The sequence below is a fragment of the Chryseobacterium jejuense genome (genome assembly GCF_900100075.1).
GTDB classification, from domain to species: domain Bacteria; phylum Bacteroidota; class Bacteroidia; order Flavobacteriales; family Weeksellaceae; genus Chryseobacterium; species Chryseobacterium jejuense.
Genome location: NZ_FNEG01000009.1, coordinates 44230 through 62399, shown reverse-complemented (window position 1 = coordinate 62399; position 18170 = coordinate 44230). Strand labels below are relative to the sequence as shown.

At 36.2% G+C, this 18170-nt stretch carries 16 protein-coding genes; 13 read left to right on the top strand and 3 right to left on the bottom strand.

From position 1 onward, the window contains the following. The first annotated feature begins 78 nt into the window (after positions 1–78). The 3 genes from BLS98_RS21530 (at position 79) to BLS98_RS21520 (ending at position 4012) form a co-directional block, all read left to right on the top strand. Positions 79–771: a hypothetical protein gene (locus BLS98_RS21530; protein WP_089739325.1), complete on the top strand. Its 693-nt coding sequence runs from the start codon at positions 79–81 to the stop codon at positions 769–771. 601 nt (positions 772–1372) lie between these two features. Further along, complete coding sequence (locus BLS98_RS21525) at positions 1373–2953, top strand: Na+/H+ antiporter (RefSeq protein WP_089739323.1); 1581 nt, start codon at positions 1373–1375, stop codon at positions 2951–2953. 12 nt (positions 2954–2965) lie between these two features. After that, positions 2966–4012: an MBL fold metallo-hydrolase gene (locus BLS98_RS21520; RefSeq protein ID WP_089739320.1), complete on the top strand. Its 1047-nt coding sequence runs from the start codon at positions 2966–2968 to the stop codon at positions 4010–4012. Between the two features lie 182 nt (positions 4013–4194). Here the strand turns inward: BLS98_RS21520 and BLS98_RS23450 are convergent, their stop codons facing one another. Both BLS98_RS23450 and BLS98_RS21510 read right to left on the bottom strand, forming a co-directional pair. Further along, positions 4195–5052, bottom strand: coding sequence for a DUF4822 domain-containing protein (locus BLS98_RS23450; protein WP_167356267.1), 858 nt, complete (start codon positions 5050–5052; stop codon positions 4195–4197). A 118-nt stretch (positions 5053–5170) separates the two neighbouring features. Continuing rightward, entirely contained in the window at positions 5171–6031 is an 861-nt protein-coding gene (locus BLS98_RS21510) for a hypothetical protein (protein ID WP_228425284.1), read from the bottom strand. A gap of 198 nt (positions 6032–6229) precedes the next feature. Between BLS98_RS21510 and BLS98_RS21505 the strand changes: the two genes are divergently transcribed. From BLS98_RS21505 to BLS98_RS21495, 3 genes are all read left to right on the top strand, one after another. Next, on the top strand, positions 6230–6955 hold the full coding sequence (locus tag BLS98_RS21505; protein WP_089739318.1) for a DUF434 domain-containing protein: 726 nt from the start codon (positions 6230–6232) through the stop codon (positions 6953–6955). Continuing rightward, on the top strand, positions 6939–7592 hold the full coding sequence (locus BLS98_RS21500; RefSeq protein ID WP_089739316.1) for a hypothetical protein: 654 nt from the start codon (positions 6939–6941) through the stop codon (positions 7590–7592). Before BLS98_RS21505 ends, BLS98_RS21500 begins: the two co-directional genes overlap by 17 nt. Before the next feature lie 385 nt (positions 7593–7977). After that, positions 7978–8763, top strand: a complete 786-nt coding sequence (locus BLS98_RS21495) for a TatD family hydrolase (protein WP_089739313.1) — start codon at positions 7978–7980, stop codon at positions 8761–8763. A gap of 62 nt (positions 8764–8825) precedes the next feature. On the opposite strand, the gene deoD is transcribed toward BLS98_RS21495, so the two are convergent. Beyond that, the gene (gene deoD, locus BLS98_RS21490; protein WP_089739311.1) at positions 8826–9536 is read right to left on the bottom strand and encodes a purine-nucleoside phosphorylase; all 711 of its coding nucleotides are present in this window, start codon (positions 9534–9536) and stop codon (positions 8826–8828) included. 289 nt (positions 9537–9825) lie between these two features. Here deoD and BLS98_RS21485 point away from each other — a divergent pair, with 289 nt between their 5' ends. The 7 genes from BLS98_RS21485 (at position 9826) to BLS98_RS21455 (ending at position 18144) form a co-directional block, all read left to right on the top strand. After that, positions 9826–10215 (top strand): VOC family protein, encoded by a 390-nt coding sequence (locus BLS98_RS21485; RefSeq protein ID WP_089739309.1) that lies wholly within the window; start codon positions 9826–9828, stop codon positions 10213–10215. 364 nt (positions 10216–10579) lie between these two features. Continuing rightward, a complete protein-coding gene (locus tag BLS98_RS21480) occupies positions 10580–11230 on the top strand; it encodes a hypothetical protein (RefSeq protein ID WP_228425282.1) in 651 nt (216 codons plus the stop codon). Next, positions 11227–12360, top strand: a complete 1134-nt coding sequence (locus BLS98_RS21475; RefSeq protein WP_089739307.1) for an AAA family ATPase — start codon at positions 11227–11229, stop codon at positions 12358–12360. The genes BLS98_RS21480 and BLS98_RS21475 overlap by 4 nt, the downstream gene beginning before the upstream one ends. After that, positions 12333–13076, top strand: coding sequence for a hypothetical protein (locus tag BLS98_RS21470; RefSeq protein ID WP_089739305.1), 744 nt, complete (start codon positions 12333–12335; stop codon positions 13074–13076). The genes BLS98_RS21475 and BLS98_RS21470 overlap by 28 nt, the downstream gene beginning before the upstream one ends. Continuing rightward, on the top strand, positions 13067–15445 hold the full coding sequence (locus tag BLS98_RS21465; protein WP_089739303.1) for a hypothetical protein: 2379 nt from the start codon (positions 13067–13069) through the stop codon (positions 15443–15445). Before BLS98_RS21470 ends, BLS98_RS21465 begins: the two co-directional genes overlap by 10 nt. Beyond that, positions 15435–17132 carry a hypothetical protein gene (locus tag BLS98_RS21460; protein WP_089739301.1) on the top strand — a complete coding sequence of 566 codons (1698 nt, stop codon included), beginning with the start codon at positions 15435–15437 and terminating at the stop codon, positions 17130–17132. The genes BLS98_RS21465 and BLS98_RS21460 overlap by 11 nt, the downstream gene beginning before the upstream one ends. Continuing rightward, positions 17125–18144, top strand: coding sequence for a tetratricopeptide repeat protein (locus BLS98_RS21455; RefSeq protein ID WP_089739299.1), 1020 nt, complete (start codon positions 17125–17127; stop codon positions 18142–18144). Before BLS98_RS21460 ends, BLS98_RS21455 begins: the two co-directional genes overlap by 8 nt. The last annotated feature ends 26 nt before the right edge of the window (positions 18145–18170 follow it).

Here is an 18170-nt window from a genome sequence, read left to right as displayed (position 1 = left end):
TTATTTTCAATTTTGTACAGAGCTTCAGAGAACACTGAAGCTCTTTTTTTATTCTCACTTTTTCCGTATCTTGAACAGATGCAAGAGAATTTTAGAAAAGATTTTTTACCATTAGCTTCCAAACCTAGCTGGATAATGACCTGGCTGATGAATATTTTCGGAGGAGCAGTGTTGCTGATTATGTTTATAGTGCTTGCTGTGTTTCCCTTTTTAGTCTCCGGGAGCATAAAGATATTGATTGTAGTTGCTATATTGTATTATCCTGTTTGGGCTGTAGCTATGTATCGGTTTTTCCGGTATATGAGAAGAAATATGGCTATAGCAATCAAAAAGATTATAGTAGATGATAAGGGTGTACATTTTTATAAAAAAGATGGAAGCGTAGATGATGTTCTTTACAGCCAGTTGGGACCATCCTACCTTTCAGATAACTATGAGGTATACATTTCGACACAACACAAAACATGGATGCTTGCTGTAGGAATAGATCGTAGTGAAATTAAGGTGGTGTTTGATGGAACACACCTTGGAAGTATGTATTACATTAAAAATGCAAGAGCGCTACGAGCCAGATTTATCGAAGGTATTGCTCGCTTCAGACCAGATTTGAGAATAGACCCATTGGTATTTGAAGAATTCAGTATTCATCCCGAAAAATTTACGTTTGACGGAAAAAGATATATGAAACATGTTGTAGATAATGCTGTTGGAGTAGGAGTCTTATTATTGATAAGTGGCTTAATAATCGTTATTATAAGGATAATGAAATAGAACAAAAACAGTAAAAAGTATTCGTTTTTCCTGAATATGTATCATAAGGAGACCATTTAATCCTTACCCGCCAACTTATGCTGCGGGGTAACCGTTACTATTGTGGGGCTAGTAGATTAGTAATGAATGATATGACTGTTAAAACTCAATGTCTGTTTGTTTATGCTAATAAGAATGGGTTTCAGCCCGCTGAGATCCATCAATGAAATCTCCATAATCATCTCTGAAAATCTGTGCCATTTGTTTTTTAATAAATTCTAACCCACTTCCATTGTATAAATAAACGTCAGCCCATGCTTTATGGCTAATAATATCAGTAGAGGTGGGCTTTAGCCCGCCTAAATCATATTAATACAATTCATTTGGCTTTAGCCAAAACCTAAAAAGTAAAATGGATCTGTTTTCAGGTAATACATTTCCGTTTGCAAGATAACTCTCGCCTTACTTTTGGTCTATCAAAAAAAAAAGAAAAGAAACCAGCTCGGAAATTACTGAACAAAATCCTTATAGATATTTTTCGGTTAAGATTGAAAACCAGATAAAAAACAATCATATTTCTCAAAAAATATATAAATTGGTTTAAAAATTAATTGAGAAACAAATGGTGGAAAATTTTATTTATTATCTGGGGCTGGTTCTGGTGATTATTGGAGCCATTATGCTGGCTAACCGTTTAAGAGTTGCATATCCTATCATACTAGTAATTGCAGGGTTGCTTATTAGCTTTATCCCTGGTCTGCCTCCTATAAAAATTGATCCTGAACTTATCTTTATCATTTTTTTACCGCCCTTATTATACGAAGCAGCATTTGCCGTTTCATGGAAAGAAATCTGGAAGTTGAGGCGTATCATTACCAGTTTTGCCTTTATTGTAGTATTTCTTACTGCTATATCAGTAGCTTTTGTCGCGAATTCTTATATTCCTGGATTTTCATTAGCGTTAGGCTTTGTACTGGGGGGAATTGTCTCTCCGCCGGATGCAGTGAGTGCAGGAGCTATCTTAAAATTTGTAAAAGTTCCAAAAAATCTATCTACTGTTTTAGAAGGTGAAAGTCTCTTTAATGACGCCTCCTCTCTTATCATCTTCAGATTTGCAATGGTAGCCGTAGCCACCGGACAGTTTATCTGGCAGGATGCTGTAGTAAGCTTCGGATGGATGGTATTCGGAGGATTGGGAATAGGCGTTGTACTCGCTTTTATATTTCTTAAAATAGAAAAAATATTTCCTACCGATGTCAATATGGATGCTATCCTCAGCCTGGCCGCTCCGTATGTAATGTATATTGCTGCTGAAGAAGTTCATTCATCCGGTGTTTTGGCGGTAGTAAGTGGTGGATTATTTCTTTCCATCAGAAGACATGAAATTTTCCGGACCTCAGAATCAAGGCTTAAAGGTTCCAATGTATGGGAAAGCTTTGTATTCCTGATTAATGGGATTGTATTCCTGTTGATCGGTCTAGATCTTCCGGAGATTATGGTAGGAATAGACAAAGAAGGAATAAGCCTTTCCGATGCAGTCATGTATGGATTACTCATTACTGCAGTTCTGATTATCGTCCGTTTTTTATCCTCTTTTGGAGCGGTCTTTGTTACCCTGATTATGCGAAATTTCATTAATGTAGCTGATAGAGATCCGGGAATGAAAGCACCGATACTCATGAGCTGGACAGGAATGCGCGGAGTAGTTTCACTGGCCGCAGCTTTATCAATTCCTGTTGTAATGGAAAACGGACAGCCTTTTCCCCATCGTGATCTCATTCTCTTTATTACCTTTATCGTGATTTTAGCAACTCTTATTATTCAGGGACTTACGTTGCCGGCTTTAATTAAAAAACTCAATCTGTCTGATATTGGAAGAGGGTACTTGTCTGAAGAAGAATCAGAACACTTTTTAAGAAAAGAAATGCGTAGTGTTGCCTTAAAATATCTCAACGAAAACTATAAAGAAAGAAGAAACGAAAACGAATATTTCAACAGGCTGATGGACCGTTGGGAGCAGGAAGACAAAGAAAGTTCTGTCCATAAACTGTCTAATGAAGCCAAAGAAATTTACTTTGAAACGCTGGAACAGCAGCGCATCTGGCTTAGAGAAGAAAACAGAAGAAATTTAAATATTGACGAAGAATATATAAGACATTATTTAACAAGGCTGGATCTTGAAGAAGAAAGGCTGAGAATGTAAAAAAATAAGGAAATGAATTTAGTAAAACAGCTCGGGCAGTTTCCTGATGAAAAAAGAAAGGAATACTTTAGCACACTTCCCAATTATGCCAATGGGAGATTTCAGAATATACTCATCACTCCAGCTTTATTAGAAGGCGAAAGTATGACCAAAGCCCTTTTGGGAAGTCTATGCAAAGTTGAGCATACCTCTCCCAGAACTGCTCTTCCGTTTGTAATCACCGATTTGAAAAAACTTCCCCCGGAAGAAAACGTGTTGATATGGTTTGGACATAGCTCATATTTTATCCAGGTTGATAGCAAAAAATTCCTGATAGATCCTGTTTTCAGTGGGAATGCCTCACCAATGCCCGGATCTATAAAAGCATTTTCGGGAGCAGATTACTATAAGCCAGAACATATGCCGGATATCGACTTTCTGTTAATTTCACACGATCATTGGGATCATCTGGACTATAAAACTATACAGGAATTAAAAAATAGAGTAGGAAAAGTAATTTGTGGACTGGGAACAGGACAGCATTTCGAATACTGGGGTTGGAAACCAGAAAAAATCATCGAGAAAAACTGGTGGGAAAGCATTGATATTGCAGAAGGTTTCAGAATTACACTAACACCGGCAAGACATTTCTCCGGAAGGCTACTGAACCGAAATATTTCCCTCTGGACCTCTTTTGTCCTGAAAACGCCTACTAAAAACTTATTTTTAGGCGGTGATAGCGGCTATGGAAATCATTTTACAGAAATAGGAGAAAAGTATGGTCCATTTGACCTTGCTGTCATGGAATGTGGCCAATACAATGAAAAATGGCCCTACATTCATACATTGCCGGATCAGCTTATAGGAGAAGTACAGGAATTAAAAGCCAAAAACTTTATCCCTGTGCATCATTCTAAATTCAAGCTATCCCAACATGCTTGGTTTGAACCTGTAGAGTTGGCTGCTAAAAATGCAGAAGAAAATAATCAACCCATTACTTTACCGGTTATAGGTGAAAAAGTAGATCTGGATCAATTAGAAAATGTAACCTGGAAAAAATGGTGGGAAGAATATTGGTAAGAATCAACATAATTTTTATACCCTTCCAAACATAATTAAAGGAAAGCTGTCATGTTGTAAATAAAAAGAGTTATCATTCTGAATGAAGAATCTCTCTTTCTTCAATTTTCAGGATGAATCAATAAAATTAAAAACCTGCCCATAATGGACAGGTTTTTCCTTATTATCAAAAAAAATAATCACTACTGAGGCTCTTTGTGAGAATCCTTAGTATGAATGATATCGTAAAATACAGTGGGTTGTGCTGCATCAGGAGTAATTCTGTAAGTAAACGTATTTTCGTTCAGGACAAGAATCTCTACAGTACGGGTAAAAAGTACATTACCACTAGCATCTAAGGCAACAAGAGTTCTTGTTTTTCCATCAGGAGAAATAGTCCATGTTCCCTGAGATCTTAGAACATCGTTTAATCCGAAGATTTTAAAAGTTCCGTTAGCTTTGAAGTACGAATATCCTACATAACCTGCCACACTGGCGTTGTCTAAAGCAACATCACTTCCGCTATTATTTTTAGCACCTGTTGTTTTCCATGGAGTGGAAGCTAATGTAAGTTGTCCGTTTTTAGGTTCCGCATGAGGAGTTCTCGTATGGATAATGTCATAATAAATAGATTGGTCAGCAGCATTAGGACGAATTCTGTACGTGAATTCATTTCTGTTTAAGACAAGAATTTCAACATCACGTTTGAAAATGGTTGTTCCATCCGGGTTTAAAGCTGCAATAGTTCTCGTTTTTCCCTGAGCATCTACAGACCATGTTCCTCTTGATCTCAATACATCAGTTAAGCTGTAAATAGCAAAATTTCCGTCTGCTTTAAAATAAGCAAAACCTACATATCCAGCTACGTTGGCATCTGTTAAGGCTACAGTAGCACCGTTTTTATCTTTAGCTCCTGTAGTTTCCCATGGAGTAGAAGCCAGAACCTGTGAGGGAGTCTGTTGTTCAATTACAATTTCGTTGTCATCGCTGGAACATGAAACGAAAGAGGCAGATAGAAGAATCGCCGCAGACAGATAACATAGTTTTTTCAGTGTATTCATAAGGGTATTTTTAAGTCTTTGCAAACTTATCTCTAATACACTTTAAAGTTGTTGTATAAAATATCTCTTTTGTTGTAAAAAATATAACCGATATTCTATTGAATTGAATAATATGATATTACCAGCCTGTTACTAAAAGATTTCTAGCCGCTTTTACACTGCATTTCTGGTATTTTGAATAAGCTAATGCTGCACGGCTTCTGATCTGTTCTCCATTTTCATGATTAATATATCCCGTTAAAGCATCATGAAGAATATAAGCTTCGGGAGCCATCAGATGGCTTGTCCATACCAAAGGATTGGCTTTTGTTTCCTGTAATAAAGGGGAAAAGAATTTTTTACTGTAGCAGGCTAAAATGATACAATCCCTTGTTTGTCCATCCTGATTTTTAAAAGATTCTGAAAGCTGGAAATCCATTAATCCATCATGTCCTACAAAAGAAACAAGTTTAGCATTTCCGTAAAGCCCAATTTTGGTATTATTAACGGAAAGTACATCTTTCATCTGCCCTGAACTGCTGTAGAAAAAATCTTTTGTACAATTTTTAATATACTCACCATCATAGGCATCAGCAACCAAATAATAGTTTTTCTTTGAAGCATGCTGGAAAATAAGCCTTTCCATTCTTATTGAATCCTTTTTTTCAGACTTTAAAAACTTCCAGTCTTTACTCTTTTTGAAATAAGTTCTGACCCCATAAGCTGCACCCCAATACAAATTCTGATCAGGATCCTGACCATTTCCTATTTTTTCAGGAACCGGAACAATGCCCTGGTATTTATTATCACATAAAGCAACCAATACATGGATGGTTTGCGTGTTTTTATCAAAGTTATCCACATTTTTCAGCTTTTCTGTTTCCTTTTTCGCTCCAAAAATATTTCCAATTTTTTCTTTTCCTTTGCTTTCACAACTTTGAAAGGAAAAACAGAAAAAGAAGAGCAGTATAATAAAGGAAAGCTGATTCGGTATTTTCATGACATGATGCATTTTCCTTAAAAGTACAATAAACCGTCTGTACACACAATTATTTGCCAAATTTTAAAGCTGAAGCTTTCAGAAAACTATATTTTATTTCCCGCAGATTTCACAGAGTCTTACAGATAATGGTGGAAAAATCTGCTTGATCTGCATAATCTGCGAGCGCTTTATATTCAAAAAATTCTATTTTTGAGTATGAATAACAGAAACCGCGGAAAAAATACAGGCGATGACACCCTGTTCGGTTCAGAAAAACAGATCGGTAAGCTAAAACTTGCTGTTCGAGATATGCAGTATTTACTCACAAGAGGATATGCAGAAAAAGCATCTTCTGATCTTGTTGGAAACAGATACCGATTGAAAACACGACAGATACAAGTGTTGCGCGGAGCTTCTGCATCCGAGGGGCAAATTCATGACCGAAAATTGAAACAACATGATATTTCAGCTTTGAAAAATAAAACCATTTATCTTGATGGCTTCAATGTATTGATCCTGTTGGAAAGTTTACTGTCAGAAGCTTATATTTTTGAAGGAGTTGATGGTTGTCTACGGGATCTTTCCGGTGTTCACGGAACGTATAAGAGGGTGAACCAAACTCAGAGAGCCATAGAACTTGTTGCTGCATTCTTTCAAAAATCTCAGGTTCAGAAATTAATCTGGATTTTTGACCAGCCGGTTTCCAACAGTGGAAGAATTAAACAGATTATTCTTGATTTTGCTATTGAAAATCAACTGGACTGGGATGTTGAATTACAATTCAGTCCGGATAAGTTTCTCGCAGAAAGTTCAGACGTTATTATTTCTTCAGATGCCTGGATTCTGGATCATTGCAAAGAATGGTTCAATCTTATTGGCTATTTAATCAAAGAAGAAAATCTCTTCGTTAATATGATACAATGTTATGAAGAACAAGTTTGAGCAATATATTCCTTTGATCTCAAATGATTGGAAGGAAAAATATAACGCTATTTTAACTGAAGAACATCTCAAAAATCTGTCACAGAATATTCAAAAATTTCAGTATAAGACTTTGGTGTGGAATCTTCCTTATTTCAATGAAGAAATTGAGATCAATAGGGAAGACGTTTTTAATCAATTTATCAACATTTTTAACAACAATGATGATGAGGTTAAAGCCAAGCAGTTGGAATCCATTCCATTTGAAAATTGGTTGATTGTTTTAGGACAAAGACTGACCTCTGCCAGTATCCGTGATGAAAATGCTGTTCCACCACTGAACTCAATATTAATAGAGGCTTGTCAGAAGCCATTTAACGAAGAAATTACCATTGCTCAACGCGCTTGGGAAAAACATACAGGAAGAATGAAAGATGATGATTTCTGGGGTGAAGTCAAAGGAAATAATCAGCAAAAGCAGGAAAAAGTAATGATGAAAATTCAGTACATCCTTGAAAATAAAACCTGGTGGAATGTTTTCTTTCATTATAAACATGAACTTGTCTTTGAAATCAGAGAAAAAGAAGGCCACGGTATCCGATGGAGCCACGGAGGAACCCAATTGATAGGTTTTCTGGAAAAATTTATCAATGAATAAAAAGGCGGGAAGCGGGAAGAACGAAGATGGAAGTTACTTTTTGTCTTGTAACTTCCATTCCAAGCTTTCGACCAATATTTTTTTACTACGCAAAAAGATTGCGTTCCTAATGAATAATTTTGCACATATATTTCAAACATATCATAACAAAATAATCTAGCCCAAAACAAAACGAAAATTTGGAAATTATAATCCATACCAAATAAATAACTAAATTCAAATGAAAGGATGGGGAGAAAGAATGAAGCTGTAGGTTATTTCCAATTATATAATTGTCGTAAGTCAGGGTAAAAGAAGCTTTACATGTAAAAAATGTAATAGCTATTCTTATGACATCAATAACTTCCATCTTCCAACCTACAAACAATACAAAAATTTAAAACAAATGAATACATACATTGATATTGGCATTAACCTGACCAATAAACAGTTCTATAATGAACACGAAGAAGTAATTAATCGCGCTCTGGATAGTGGAGTAGATTATATGATCCTCACAGGAACAAGCGTCCGCGGAAGCAAAGAATCTGCAGCCATAGCAGAAGATTATCCTGAAATTTTATTTTCAACAGCAGGAATTCATCCTCATGATGCAAAATCTTTTAATAATGAAAGTATCAACGAGCTTAGAAAGCTGTTGAGACAGGATCAGGTCATTTCAGTAGGAGAGTGTGGATTGGATTTCGATCGCGATTTTTCACCAAGACCCGTTCAGGAAAAATGCTATAAAGCCCAATTGGAACTGGCAATAGAAGTAAATAAACCTCTTTTTCTTCATGAAAGATCAGCCTTTAAAAGGTTTAATGAAATAACGGATGATTATCTTTCCAAATTACCGAAAGCCGTTGTACATTGTTTTACCGGAACATTAGATGAAGCAAAAATATATCTGGAAAAAGGATTTTATCTGGGTTTTACCGGAGCCATCAGTGATGAAAAAAGATTTAAACATTTAGAAGAAGTCATTCGCTATGTTCCATTAGACAGAATGATGATTGAAACAGATGCCCCCTTCATGCTGCCCAAGAATATGCCGAGAATGCAGAATAGACGAAATGAACCCTCCTTTCTCCCTTATGTGGCACAGACGATTGCCCATTTGAAGAAGGTCAGCATTTCTGAAGTAGCAGACGAAACAACAGAAACCGCCAGAAATTTTTTCAGACTATAAAAAAGAGCTCTACTGATACAGTAAAGCTCTTTTTTTATCGTGTTGAAAAGTTAAACCTTTTCTTATAAACTCTTGATTGCAGACTCTAAAGCCAATTCCATCATTGGTTTCAAAGCTGTTTCTCTCTCGTCTGCAGAAATTTTCTCATGAGTTGGGATAATGTCAGTTACAGTTAAGATAGTAGCTGCATTTTTACCTAAGTGCTGAGCATTGGCAAATAACCCGAAAGCTTCCATTTCTACTGCAGGACAGTTGTATCTTGTTGCAATTTCAGGAGTGTTAGGATCTTTTCTGTAGAAAATATCACTACTGTGGATGTTGATCGCTTTAGCATCAATAGATAACTCTTTAGAAGTTTCATTGATGGTATTGAAGATATCTCCCTGGTGAGAAAGAATGTCTCCTTCAATTCCCCAAGCATATTTAGCATAGGTACTTTCGCTGGCAGCATTTTCAATATTTAAAATATCAAAAAGCTTAAGGTCTGTATTGTAAGCTCCACAAGTTCCGATTCTGATGATCGTGTCTACTTCATATTCTGTAAATAGCTCAAAAGAATAGATCCCGATACTTGGGAATCCCATTCCACTAGCTCCTACAGTGATTTCTTTACCTTTGTAAAGACCTGTATAATAAAAGATACCTCTGGTTTTGCTTACCAGTTTTGCATTTTCTAAATAATTTTCAGCAATATACTGTGCACGAAGCGGATCCCCCGGCTGCAATACTACTTTAGCAATTTCTCCTTTTTTTGCACTGATGTGAATACTCATAATGTTATTTTGAATGGCGCAAAGATAATAACTTTTATATTGACCTCATCATTGTGAGAAGTGAAAGGAAGAAACAAATTTATAAGAATGTTATAGGTAAATAATTGTATATAAGTATTTTGTTTGTTGTTTTCTTGCCCGAGTCTTGGGATCTTTATTTTTTATTGGCAAAAAAATATTTCTTCAGAGAAAACAGGTAAATACAGAACAAAGATAGAATAACAGAGAGCAGATACGCCATTGTTAGGCAGGCTACTTTTGCAGTATTAATCATATTAAAATTTTAAAAATGAAAATAGAGCATATTGCCGTTTGGGTAAAAGATTTAGAAAAAACCAGCGCATTTTATCAGAAATATTTCGAAGCAGTTTCTAATGAGAAATATGTGAATCCTGTCAAAAAATTTGAATCCTACTTTCTTAGTTTTGAGAATGGATGTCGTCTTGAAATCATGACCAGACCGGATCTTAAAGAAAGCGAAAATTCCTACGAATCCCAAGAATTCGGAATCATCCATTTTGCATTTTCTGCAGGAAGTAAAGAAAAAGTAAACGAACTTACAGAAACTCTAAGAAAAGACGGCTATACCATTGCCGGAGAACCCAGAACAACTGGCGACGGGTATTATGAAAGCGTTATCCTCGATCCGGAAAACAATATCATTGAAATAGTAGCCTAGCCCGTCATTGCGAGGAGCGCTTGCGACGAAGCAATCTCTTTATTATTCTTATAAAACCTCTACTGTTGGATAATCGCAAAGGCGCAAGGATATTTCGACTTCGCTCAACACAAGATTTTCAGCAGAGATAAGGTTTCAACATTATTTTGCTGTAATATTCTATGTGTCTATGTGGTGTAAAAAAATCTTACCACATAGACACATAGGTTTTATGTGTACATAAAAACATTTTCCACAATCTTTTCAAAGTAAAATTCTTGCGTTCATAGCCATAAAAACAACATTTTTTCATCAGTATTATAATTTAATATCAATCTTATTCCTAAAAATTTTATTCTCAACGAAATAATTCTATTTTTGTTCCATGATGGAACCCAAATCACCATTTTTAGATACAATCTTTTTGCTAAGGAAGAACGAGTGCATCACTCTTTTCTCGAATATACAAACCATTTCCCCAAAAGAAGAAAAGGAAGCGGAAGTGTATTTTGAAGCAGAGTTTGAAAAAGAAAGACTTGAATTTCTATCCGATCTGTTAACCTGTAATACAACAGCAGCTGTTTGGGCAGCAAAAGTACTGTACCATAGTGCTCAATTATATTTGATAAGAGAGAGCACTGCTGATAATTTGGAGAATTTTATTCCGAAATTTAAAGGAACAAGAGATGTTTCTACTATTTTGTCCGCCGACTTATGTTTAAGATTCCTACCAGAAGTTATCATCGCCCTTAATTCAGCAGATCCTGAAGACCCACTCATTAAAATGCTTGAAGCTATCCTTACAGAATTCCATTATTCCGGAATAGGATATGATCTTGATTTGAGCAGAGTGAACTGGGAAGAAGAGTTGAGAGACAAGACTTACAGGAAATTATATCTGGAAAGAATTGTTGAAAAAAAAGATTATAAACTGGCGGAAATTCCATTCATTAATGCACTGCTTATGGCAGAATTTGGAATGCACAAAGAAGCATTCTGGAGAGAATTAAAAATAATAACTCAAGAAAATCAATGACACAGAATATCAATAAACTTAATACGGTTCTTAACTACGTCAAGGATACTTTTGTAGGTAAAAATGATGTTGTAGATTTACTGGGAATCTGTCTTTTAGCAAGAGAGAATGCCTTTTTATACGGGCCTCCCGGAACTGCAAAATCAGCCATTGTAAGAACCTTGGCAAAAACCGTAAAAGACGGAAAGAACTTCGAATACCTTTTAACCCGTTTCACTGAACCCAATGAAATTTTCGGGCCTTTTGATATCAGAAAATTAAAAGAAGGCGAACTTTTGACCAATACCGAAGGAATGATGCCGGAAGCCTCCATGGTTTTTCTGGATGAGATCTTCAATGCCAATTCCGCTATTTTGAATTCACTTTTGATGGCTCTTAACGAAAAGATCTTCAAAAGAGGAAAAGAAACAAAACAGTTACCCGCTTTAATGTTCGTGGGAGCCAGTAACGTTCTTCCGGAAGACGAAGCTTTAAATGCATTATTCGACCGTTTTTTAGTAAGAATCAATGTGGATTATGTAAACCCCGAACTCTTACACCAAGTACTTTTAGCAGGAAGAAAACTGGAAAATGAAGAAGAAACAGAAGTTCCGGAAATTCATGCCCTTGAGATCAGGGAACTTCAGAATCTGTGCAGAACAATAGATTTAAAACCTATTTACGAAGTTTATCTGAATACCATTATGAGCTTGCGAAATACCGGAATTGCCATTTCGGATCGTAGAGCGGTGAAACTTCAGAATCTGATTGCTGCAAGTGCTTTGATTTGTGGAAGGAATGAAGCCGTTCTTTCAGATCTTTGGGTTTTAAAACATATCTGGGATACAGAAGAACAAATTGAAATTCTGGAAGGAATCATCAACCGGACCATTGAAAAAGACAATCACCCGAATTCTCATCCACAAGCGATGCAGAACAAAACTCCCAATCCGGAAGAGGTGATGAAGGATGTGAAAATCCTTGTGGATAAATGGAATCAGGGACAACTAAGCTTTGAGGAGCAAAACGTAATCAAAGATAAATTAAGATACTTGCAGACACGCTGCGACTGGATCCGAAATCCTGAACAAAAGCAATACATCCAACAGGAAATTGAAAGCTTATGGCAGAAAATTCTTCAGACAATATAAAAGAATTCTGGGCAGAACTTCCCCGTTCCGATGAAGACTATCTGGGCTCTATCCGGGACTGGAAGAATGTTCAGATCGCAACGGATGATGAAACCATATGGCTCAAAGGCTTTACAGATGAGCAGGCATCAGCCTCAGAACTTCATCAATTGCCTAATTTCTTGCTGTATGAACTTCGGGATGGTCTTTTATTTAAAAAAGAGGCTCTGGTTCCCAGTAAAAAAGTAAGAACAGCATTGCTGTGGCTGCCGATTGATAAGGCATTACGTCTTACTTTCCCGGCCTCCAATCAAAACTATTTCGGAATTGATGAAAAAGTTCAGATCAGGCTAAAGGAAAGTAATGAAGAACATCCAGTTATTGCTTTGCTAAGTAGTATTAATGATAGTAAGGAGAGCATTGTTGCATTTCCGAAATTCAGACTGGAAAAAATAGAATGGATTGTGATAGAAGATAAAGCTCTTTTTGTAGGAACTCCGCTATTAAGCCTGCTGGGAAAAACGTATTGGATGAAAGATGGCCATCTTTTGCCTTCCGGTTTTGATTTTGAGTTTAAAAATTTGAGTACATTTTTACAACAGAAATATAATAAAGCGTCAGATGAATGGCTGTTATGGGATGAGAACGGAAATTATCTTGCCATAAAGAAAACAGATTTCCGACCATTGTCCGTAAGTTCATTCCGTCTTACTGAAAAATCAAGAGAATGGAATTAAAGGTATATCTCCAGTCCTATGAAAACTATTTCTGGGAATGGAAAACCGATGAAGATGTGCCCGGAGATTCCGGGTATCATGAAAACAATCTCCTCTCCATCCCAGGAGTAGGAGCCATTGCTTATAGACCTTATTTGATAGAAATTCTTAAAGAACTTCAGCCACAGGGATGGCCGCCGTTTGGAGCTTTACTAATGGTTTTATATGCGATGCAGGAAGGCTATACAGATTTTGCTGGTCCTTTAAGACATACTACAAAACTTTATAGTATTGATAACTTTGAATTCAATGCAGAAAGTGAAATTCAATTTCTCGAAAAAATAAAAGCACTTCCTAAAGTTTACAAACAAAAGCAGAACAAGATTGTACTGCTGCAAACTATATTTAAAGACAGCCCTAACAGAATATCTTCTGTTACTTCTGAATTCAATCTGAGAATTTATCATAAAAGAGCTCATGAACTTTCTGTCTGTGCAGAAAAACAACCAGCTAAACAAAGTGTTTTAAACAGAGACTTAAAAGCGCTGAACCTTAATGAGAGGTTCCCAACTACGCAATCCATCATTGATGCTATGAAGGGTTTAATTGAAGAACCGGAACTGAATGATGAGGTGGTAGAAGAATATGCTACAGCGGATACCAATAAAGATTTTATCAGAGAACTCATTGAAGAGCCCAAAACATTCCAGGTAGGAAGCCTTATCAAAAGAATTTGGAGTGGGCTTAAAATTCCAATGCGCCACCTTTCTCCTGGAGAACAGCCCATTGGAGGAATTTCTGATATGACCAATAAAGGAGACTTTCATAGAATGCTTTTATCAGAATTTGCAAATGAAGATGATGTATTCATGAACCGTGTAGCCAATAATGAAGCCTTATACATTCAGAGAGAAATACCGCCTGAAGAAAATATTTTTGAAAGAATTATACTGATTGATACTTCCCTCAGAAACTGGGGAACGCCAAAAGTATTGGCCTTTGCATCCGCTATTGCAGTGATTAAACATCCCAAAGCCCATTCAGAATGTAAAGTTATAGCTTTGGGGCAGGCTGCCGTTTCTATTTCTCTGAATAAAGTGGAAAGTGTGATTGAAAACCTCAACCAGGTTAGCCCTGTGCTGGAAGTTTCTGAAGCACTGGAAAAGTTTTTTAATGAAGACTATCCTCAAAAAGATATTGAAGTATTTTTCATTACCCATCAGGAGAATCTTGAAGATGAAAAAATCCAGAGAATAGTTCATCAGAATAGAGACCGGCTTAAATTTTTAGTAGCTACTACTTCAGATGGAGAAATTAATTTTTATAAACATCATCAAGGAGCAAGAAAGCATATCCAAAAAATAAAGCTTCCTCTTCAGGAATTATGGGCTAATCCACCACAGCAAAAAAGAGCAGAAATCAATTTAAATGGAAAGAGAACAGACCTTCCATTGAATTATCCGATTCTGTTTCCAACGCCTGTTAATCAGATTGCCCAGTTTTTATACGAAGGCGAGTTTTTTATCCTGAGTTCAAAAAAACAATTGTTGAAAACCTATCTTTCCGACAATTATTACGACAGAAATTCCTATGATTATTATAAAACCTATCATGGCTGTGAAGTGATGATTGAGGATGTTTCCGTAAAGCCAGCCGGACAGTTTATGCTGGCAATAAATAAGCAGAAGCATTTTATTCTCTGCCAATATCAGCCGGCTAAAAAGTTAGTATCAAAACTTAACTTGAATACAAGAGAATATTCTGAGCAGAATATCACCGGATTGAATATTCCGGAAGCCTATGAACTGATCTATTTTGGAAAGAGCTTTTATCTTCATCAGTTCGATAATCCTTTACTGTATAAAATAAATATTGAAGGAAATACTTCTGTAGAGCCTTTGGATAATACCTATGATGATATAGATAAAAACACTACAAAAGTAAATGCTGAAGTAGCTAAACTGAACCGAAGTGGCTTAAAAATCATCGGAAATTTCAATAAAATTGGGATCAATGCCCATGATAATCTGGTCTTTTCCGGATATGAAATAAGCAGTGTATATGAAAACACACTGAACCTTTATAAAAACAGATTTGATATCAAAATTTTTGCAGAACAGAATAAAAATAAATATACCTTCCCGGATGGCAGTGAAGTCATTGCAGATTCCCGCGGAATACTAACATTCAGGAGCAGTAACAAAGGAATTGAAGAGTTTTATATGCCCACCACTTCCTATGGATTCCTTGCGCTGGCTACTCATACAGAATTTGGTGGGTCAGAATATTACCTTCCAGAACAGACCCTATTGAAGGTGAGAACTATGGAAGAAATGTATAATCAATATGTAAAGCCGTTTATAGAGCAGATTTTGGATTATGGAGCTTAGAATAAAACCTTTCCCGAAAAATATATACCCTAAAAGAGGACTTTTAATAAAAGGTTCTTCACCCATGGTATGGCTTCAGGAAATGGAAACCTTAGGAATCAGCCTTACGCAGATAAAATGTTATGCTGTTCCGGCTAATAGTCCCAATGTACTGTATGGATGCTTTCTTGTGTTCAACGATCATGCTCCTCAGGAAGTTGGAAAAAATGCTTATTTCCAATGGGTGGATAACAAATTGTTTATTCCGGAAAATACAACGTTTTATCCAAAAATTAACCCAGAAGACTGGAGTACAATAGATTCAGATTTTCTAATCATGCACCCTGAATTTGGATTGGTAAAATTATCAGAACAAATTGATTGGATCGAATTGATTCTGGAGCCAGGGAAAATAGAAAAAACGGTAAGAAAGCCTTCGAATGGTGTTAAAATCCCTCAGACCATAGAAAGCTATACGGTGGAAATGGATGATGAAAAGATGCTCGAAGCATTACAGAAACCGCAAACCGAAGAAGAGTGGATGAACAACCTGCCGTTTGACCTGAAGAAAGTAATGGCCGGAAACAAAAAAGAAATTGAAAAATATTTAAAATACATAGAAAAATATCCTGAAAGAGCTATAGAATTGGGCGTTCCTTTAGATATCATGGGAACCTCCAGAGGAGATGGGTTTGGTAAATTTACCTGGCTGGAAGGTTTATTCGGAGGAAGTTCTAATAGCAAACAGGAAAGTAAGAGTACAAGAAATTTCCGTAGAATATTTTGGGCTGTTATTGTGGTTGCAATTGTTTTAAAAATAGCCTTGCCGTCTGAAGATAAAACGCTTCAGGAAGAAAATACTGTTTCTTCAGGAAAGATTGTAAAAGATGCAGTAAAAGCACCTTCAGATATGATTGCTTTTCACTCAGGAGTCTCTGAAATAGATCAGAAGATAGATTCCTTGTATTACAATAAAAGGAAAAACCTCTCCAATGAACTTTTGAATGCAGGCCTTCAGGAAAGTAAAACGGAAAAACAAAAAGAAGAATATAAGAAGAAAGGGGGAAGGAATGTTCATGAAATAAGCCACGATATTCAGAAGCTTAATAATAATGAGCAGCAAAGCAGAGATTCACTTAAAATAATTTATACCAAGAGAATCACCAGACATATTCAGGAGAGAAGTGAAGTGCTGAAACGTAAAATTTCAGACTCTTTAAAGCAATATACCAAAGGAAAACCTGTAAACGGAGAGGTTGTGAAATATCTTCTAAAAAGAAAACAGGTATTAATGCAGGATTCCTTAGGAAAACTGTACGGAACTATTGATATGGCTGATATGGAACCTCCGTCTACCATCAAAGATTCAAAAGTAAAAGGAGTAGAATCCGGTAATAATTCATTCAAAAAAGACACTCCTGTTTCAGATATTGTGTATATGGTGATTCTGATGATTGCCGGGGTTGGATTATATTCCTTCCTGTTTAAAAATAAATCATTAAATCTGGGTGGAGATAATGTTCCGGGTTGGGTGAAATTTCTCTTGACCCTTATTCTGGTAGCCATGTTGGTATATCTGTTTTATCCCTTGGTCAAGATGTTTGGTTACAACTGGTTTGTGTGGATATTGGCTATCGGAGTGATGTTGTTGCTTTACCGTTTGTTCAGAGATGATAAAACCATTTTAAAATCCGATGATGATGAATAAACAGAAATTTATAGACAAATTTATGGCTGCCTTTGTTCTGTTAGCCATGTTTAAGATTATCGGAATCGTAGCCCAGCTTTTCCATGAAAGCTTTTGGAGTGTTGTCGGGACTTTAGCTATTTTTCTGATAGTAGCATTTATCATCCTTATGGTGATTGCTTCCTTAAAAGATAAAGAACAAAATAAACAGAATTCAAGAAGAGGAGGCGCAGCAGGAGGAAACTTCTATCTGGAAAACTCATTGTTTGATAGGATCAGAAGCAAATATGAGGATCTTGCCCAAAAATATATAGAAGAAAAAGACTATAAAAAAGCAGCAAAAGTCTATATGAACCTGTTACAGGATTATTACAGAGGAGCAAAGACACTGGAAGATGGAGGATTTTATAACGAAGCCGCTGCAGTATACCTTAAAAAATTAAAAAATAAATCTGATGCCGCCCATTGTTACGAAAAAGCAAAGCAATACAAAAAAGCTATTGATCTGTACAAAGAAATGGAGCAGAAAGAAAAAGTGGGAGATCTGTACAAGGAAATCAATGATTTGAAAAATGCTCATATCTACTACCAGATGGTTGCAGGCGACTATACCACCAATAGTCAGATGGTGAAAGCTTCGCTGGTGTACCGGAAGAAAATGGAAAAGCCTGAAGAGGGTCAAAAAGTATTATTAAAGGGCTGGGAAGAAGATAAAGATGCTTTCAACTGTTTGAATAACTACTTTGCAAACATTTTTGATGTTAAAAAACTGGAGACAGAAATACAGAACATCTATGAAAGAATTCCTGCTCACAAAAAGATGATCTATCTGGAAGCCATGAAACATGAGTTTAAAAAAGATCCGAAATTGCAGTCGGTTACACGAAAGATCGCTTACGAGATTGTTGCTGAAAAAGTAGAAAGCCGCTCAGAAATCGTAAACGAGCTGAAGCATTTTAATCCTAACGATGAAGTGATCCTGAAAGATATTTCGAGATTTAAAACCGGAAGAAATAAAATGTTTAATCATTAAATGTGAAGGGAAGTATTGATCCTCTC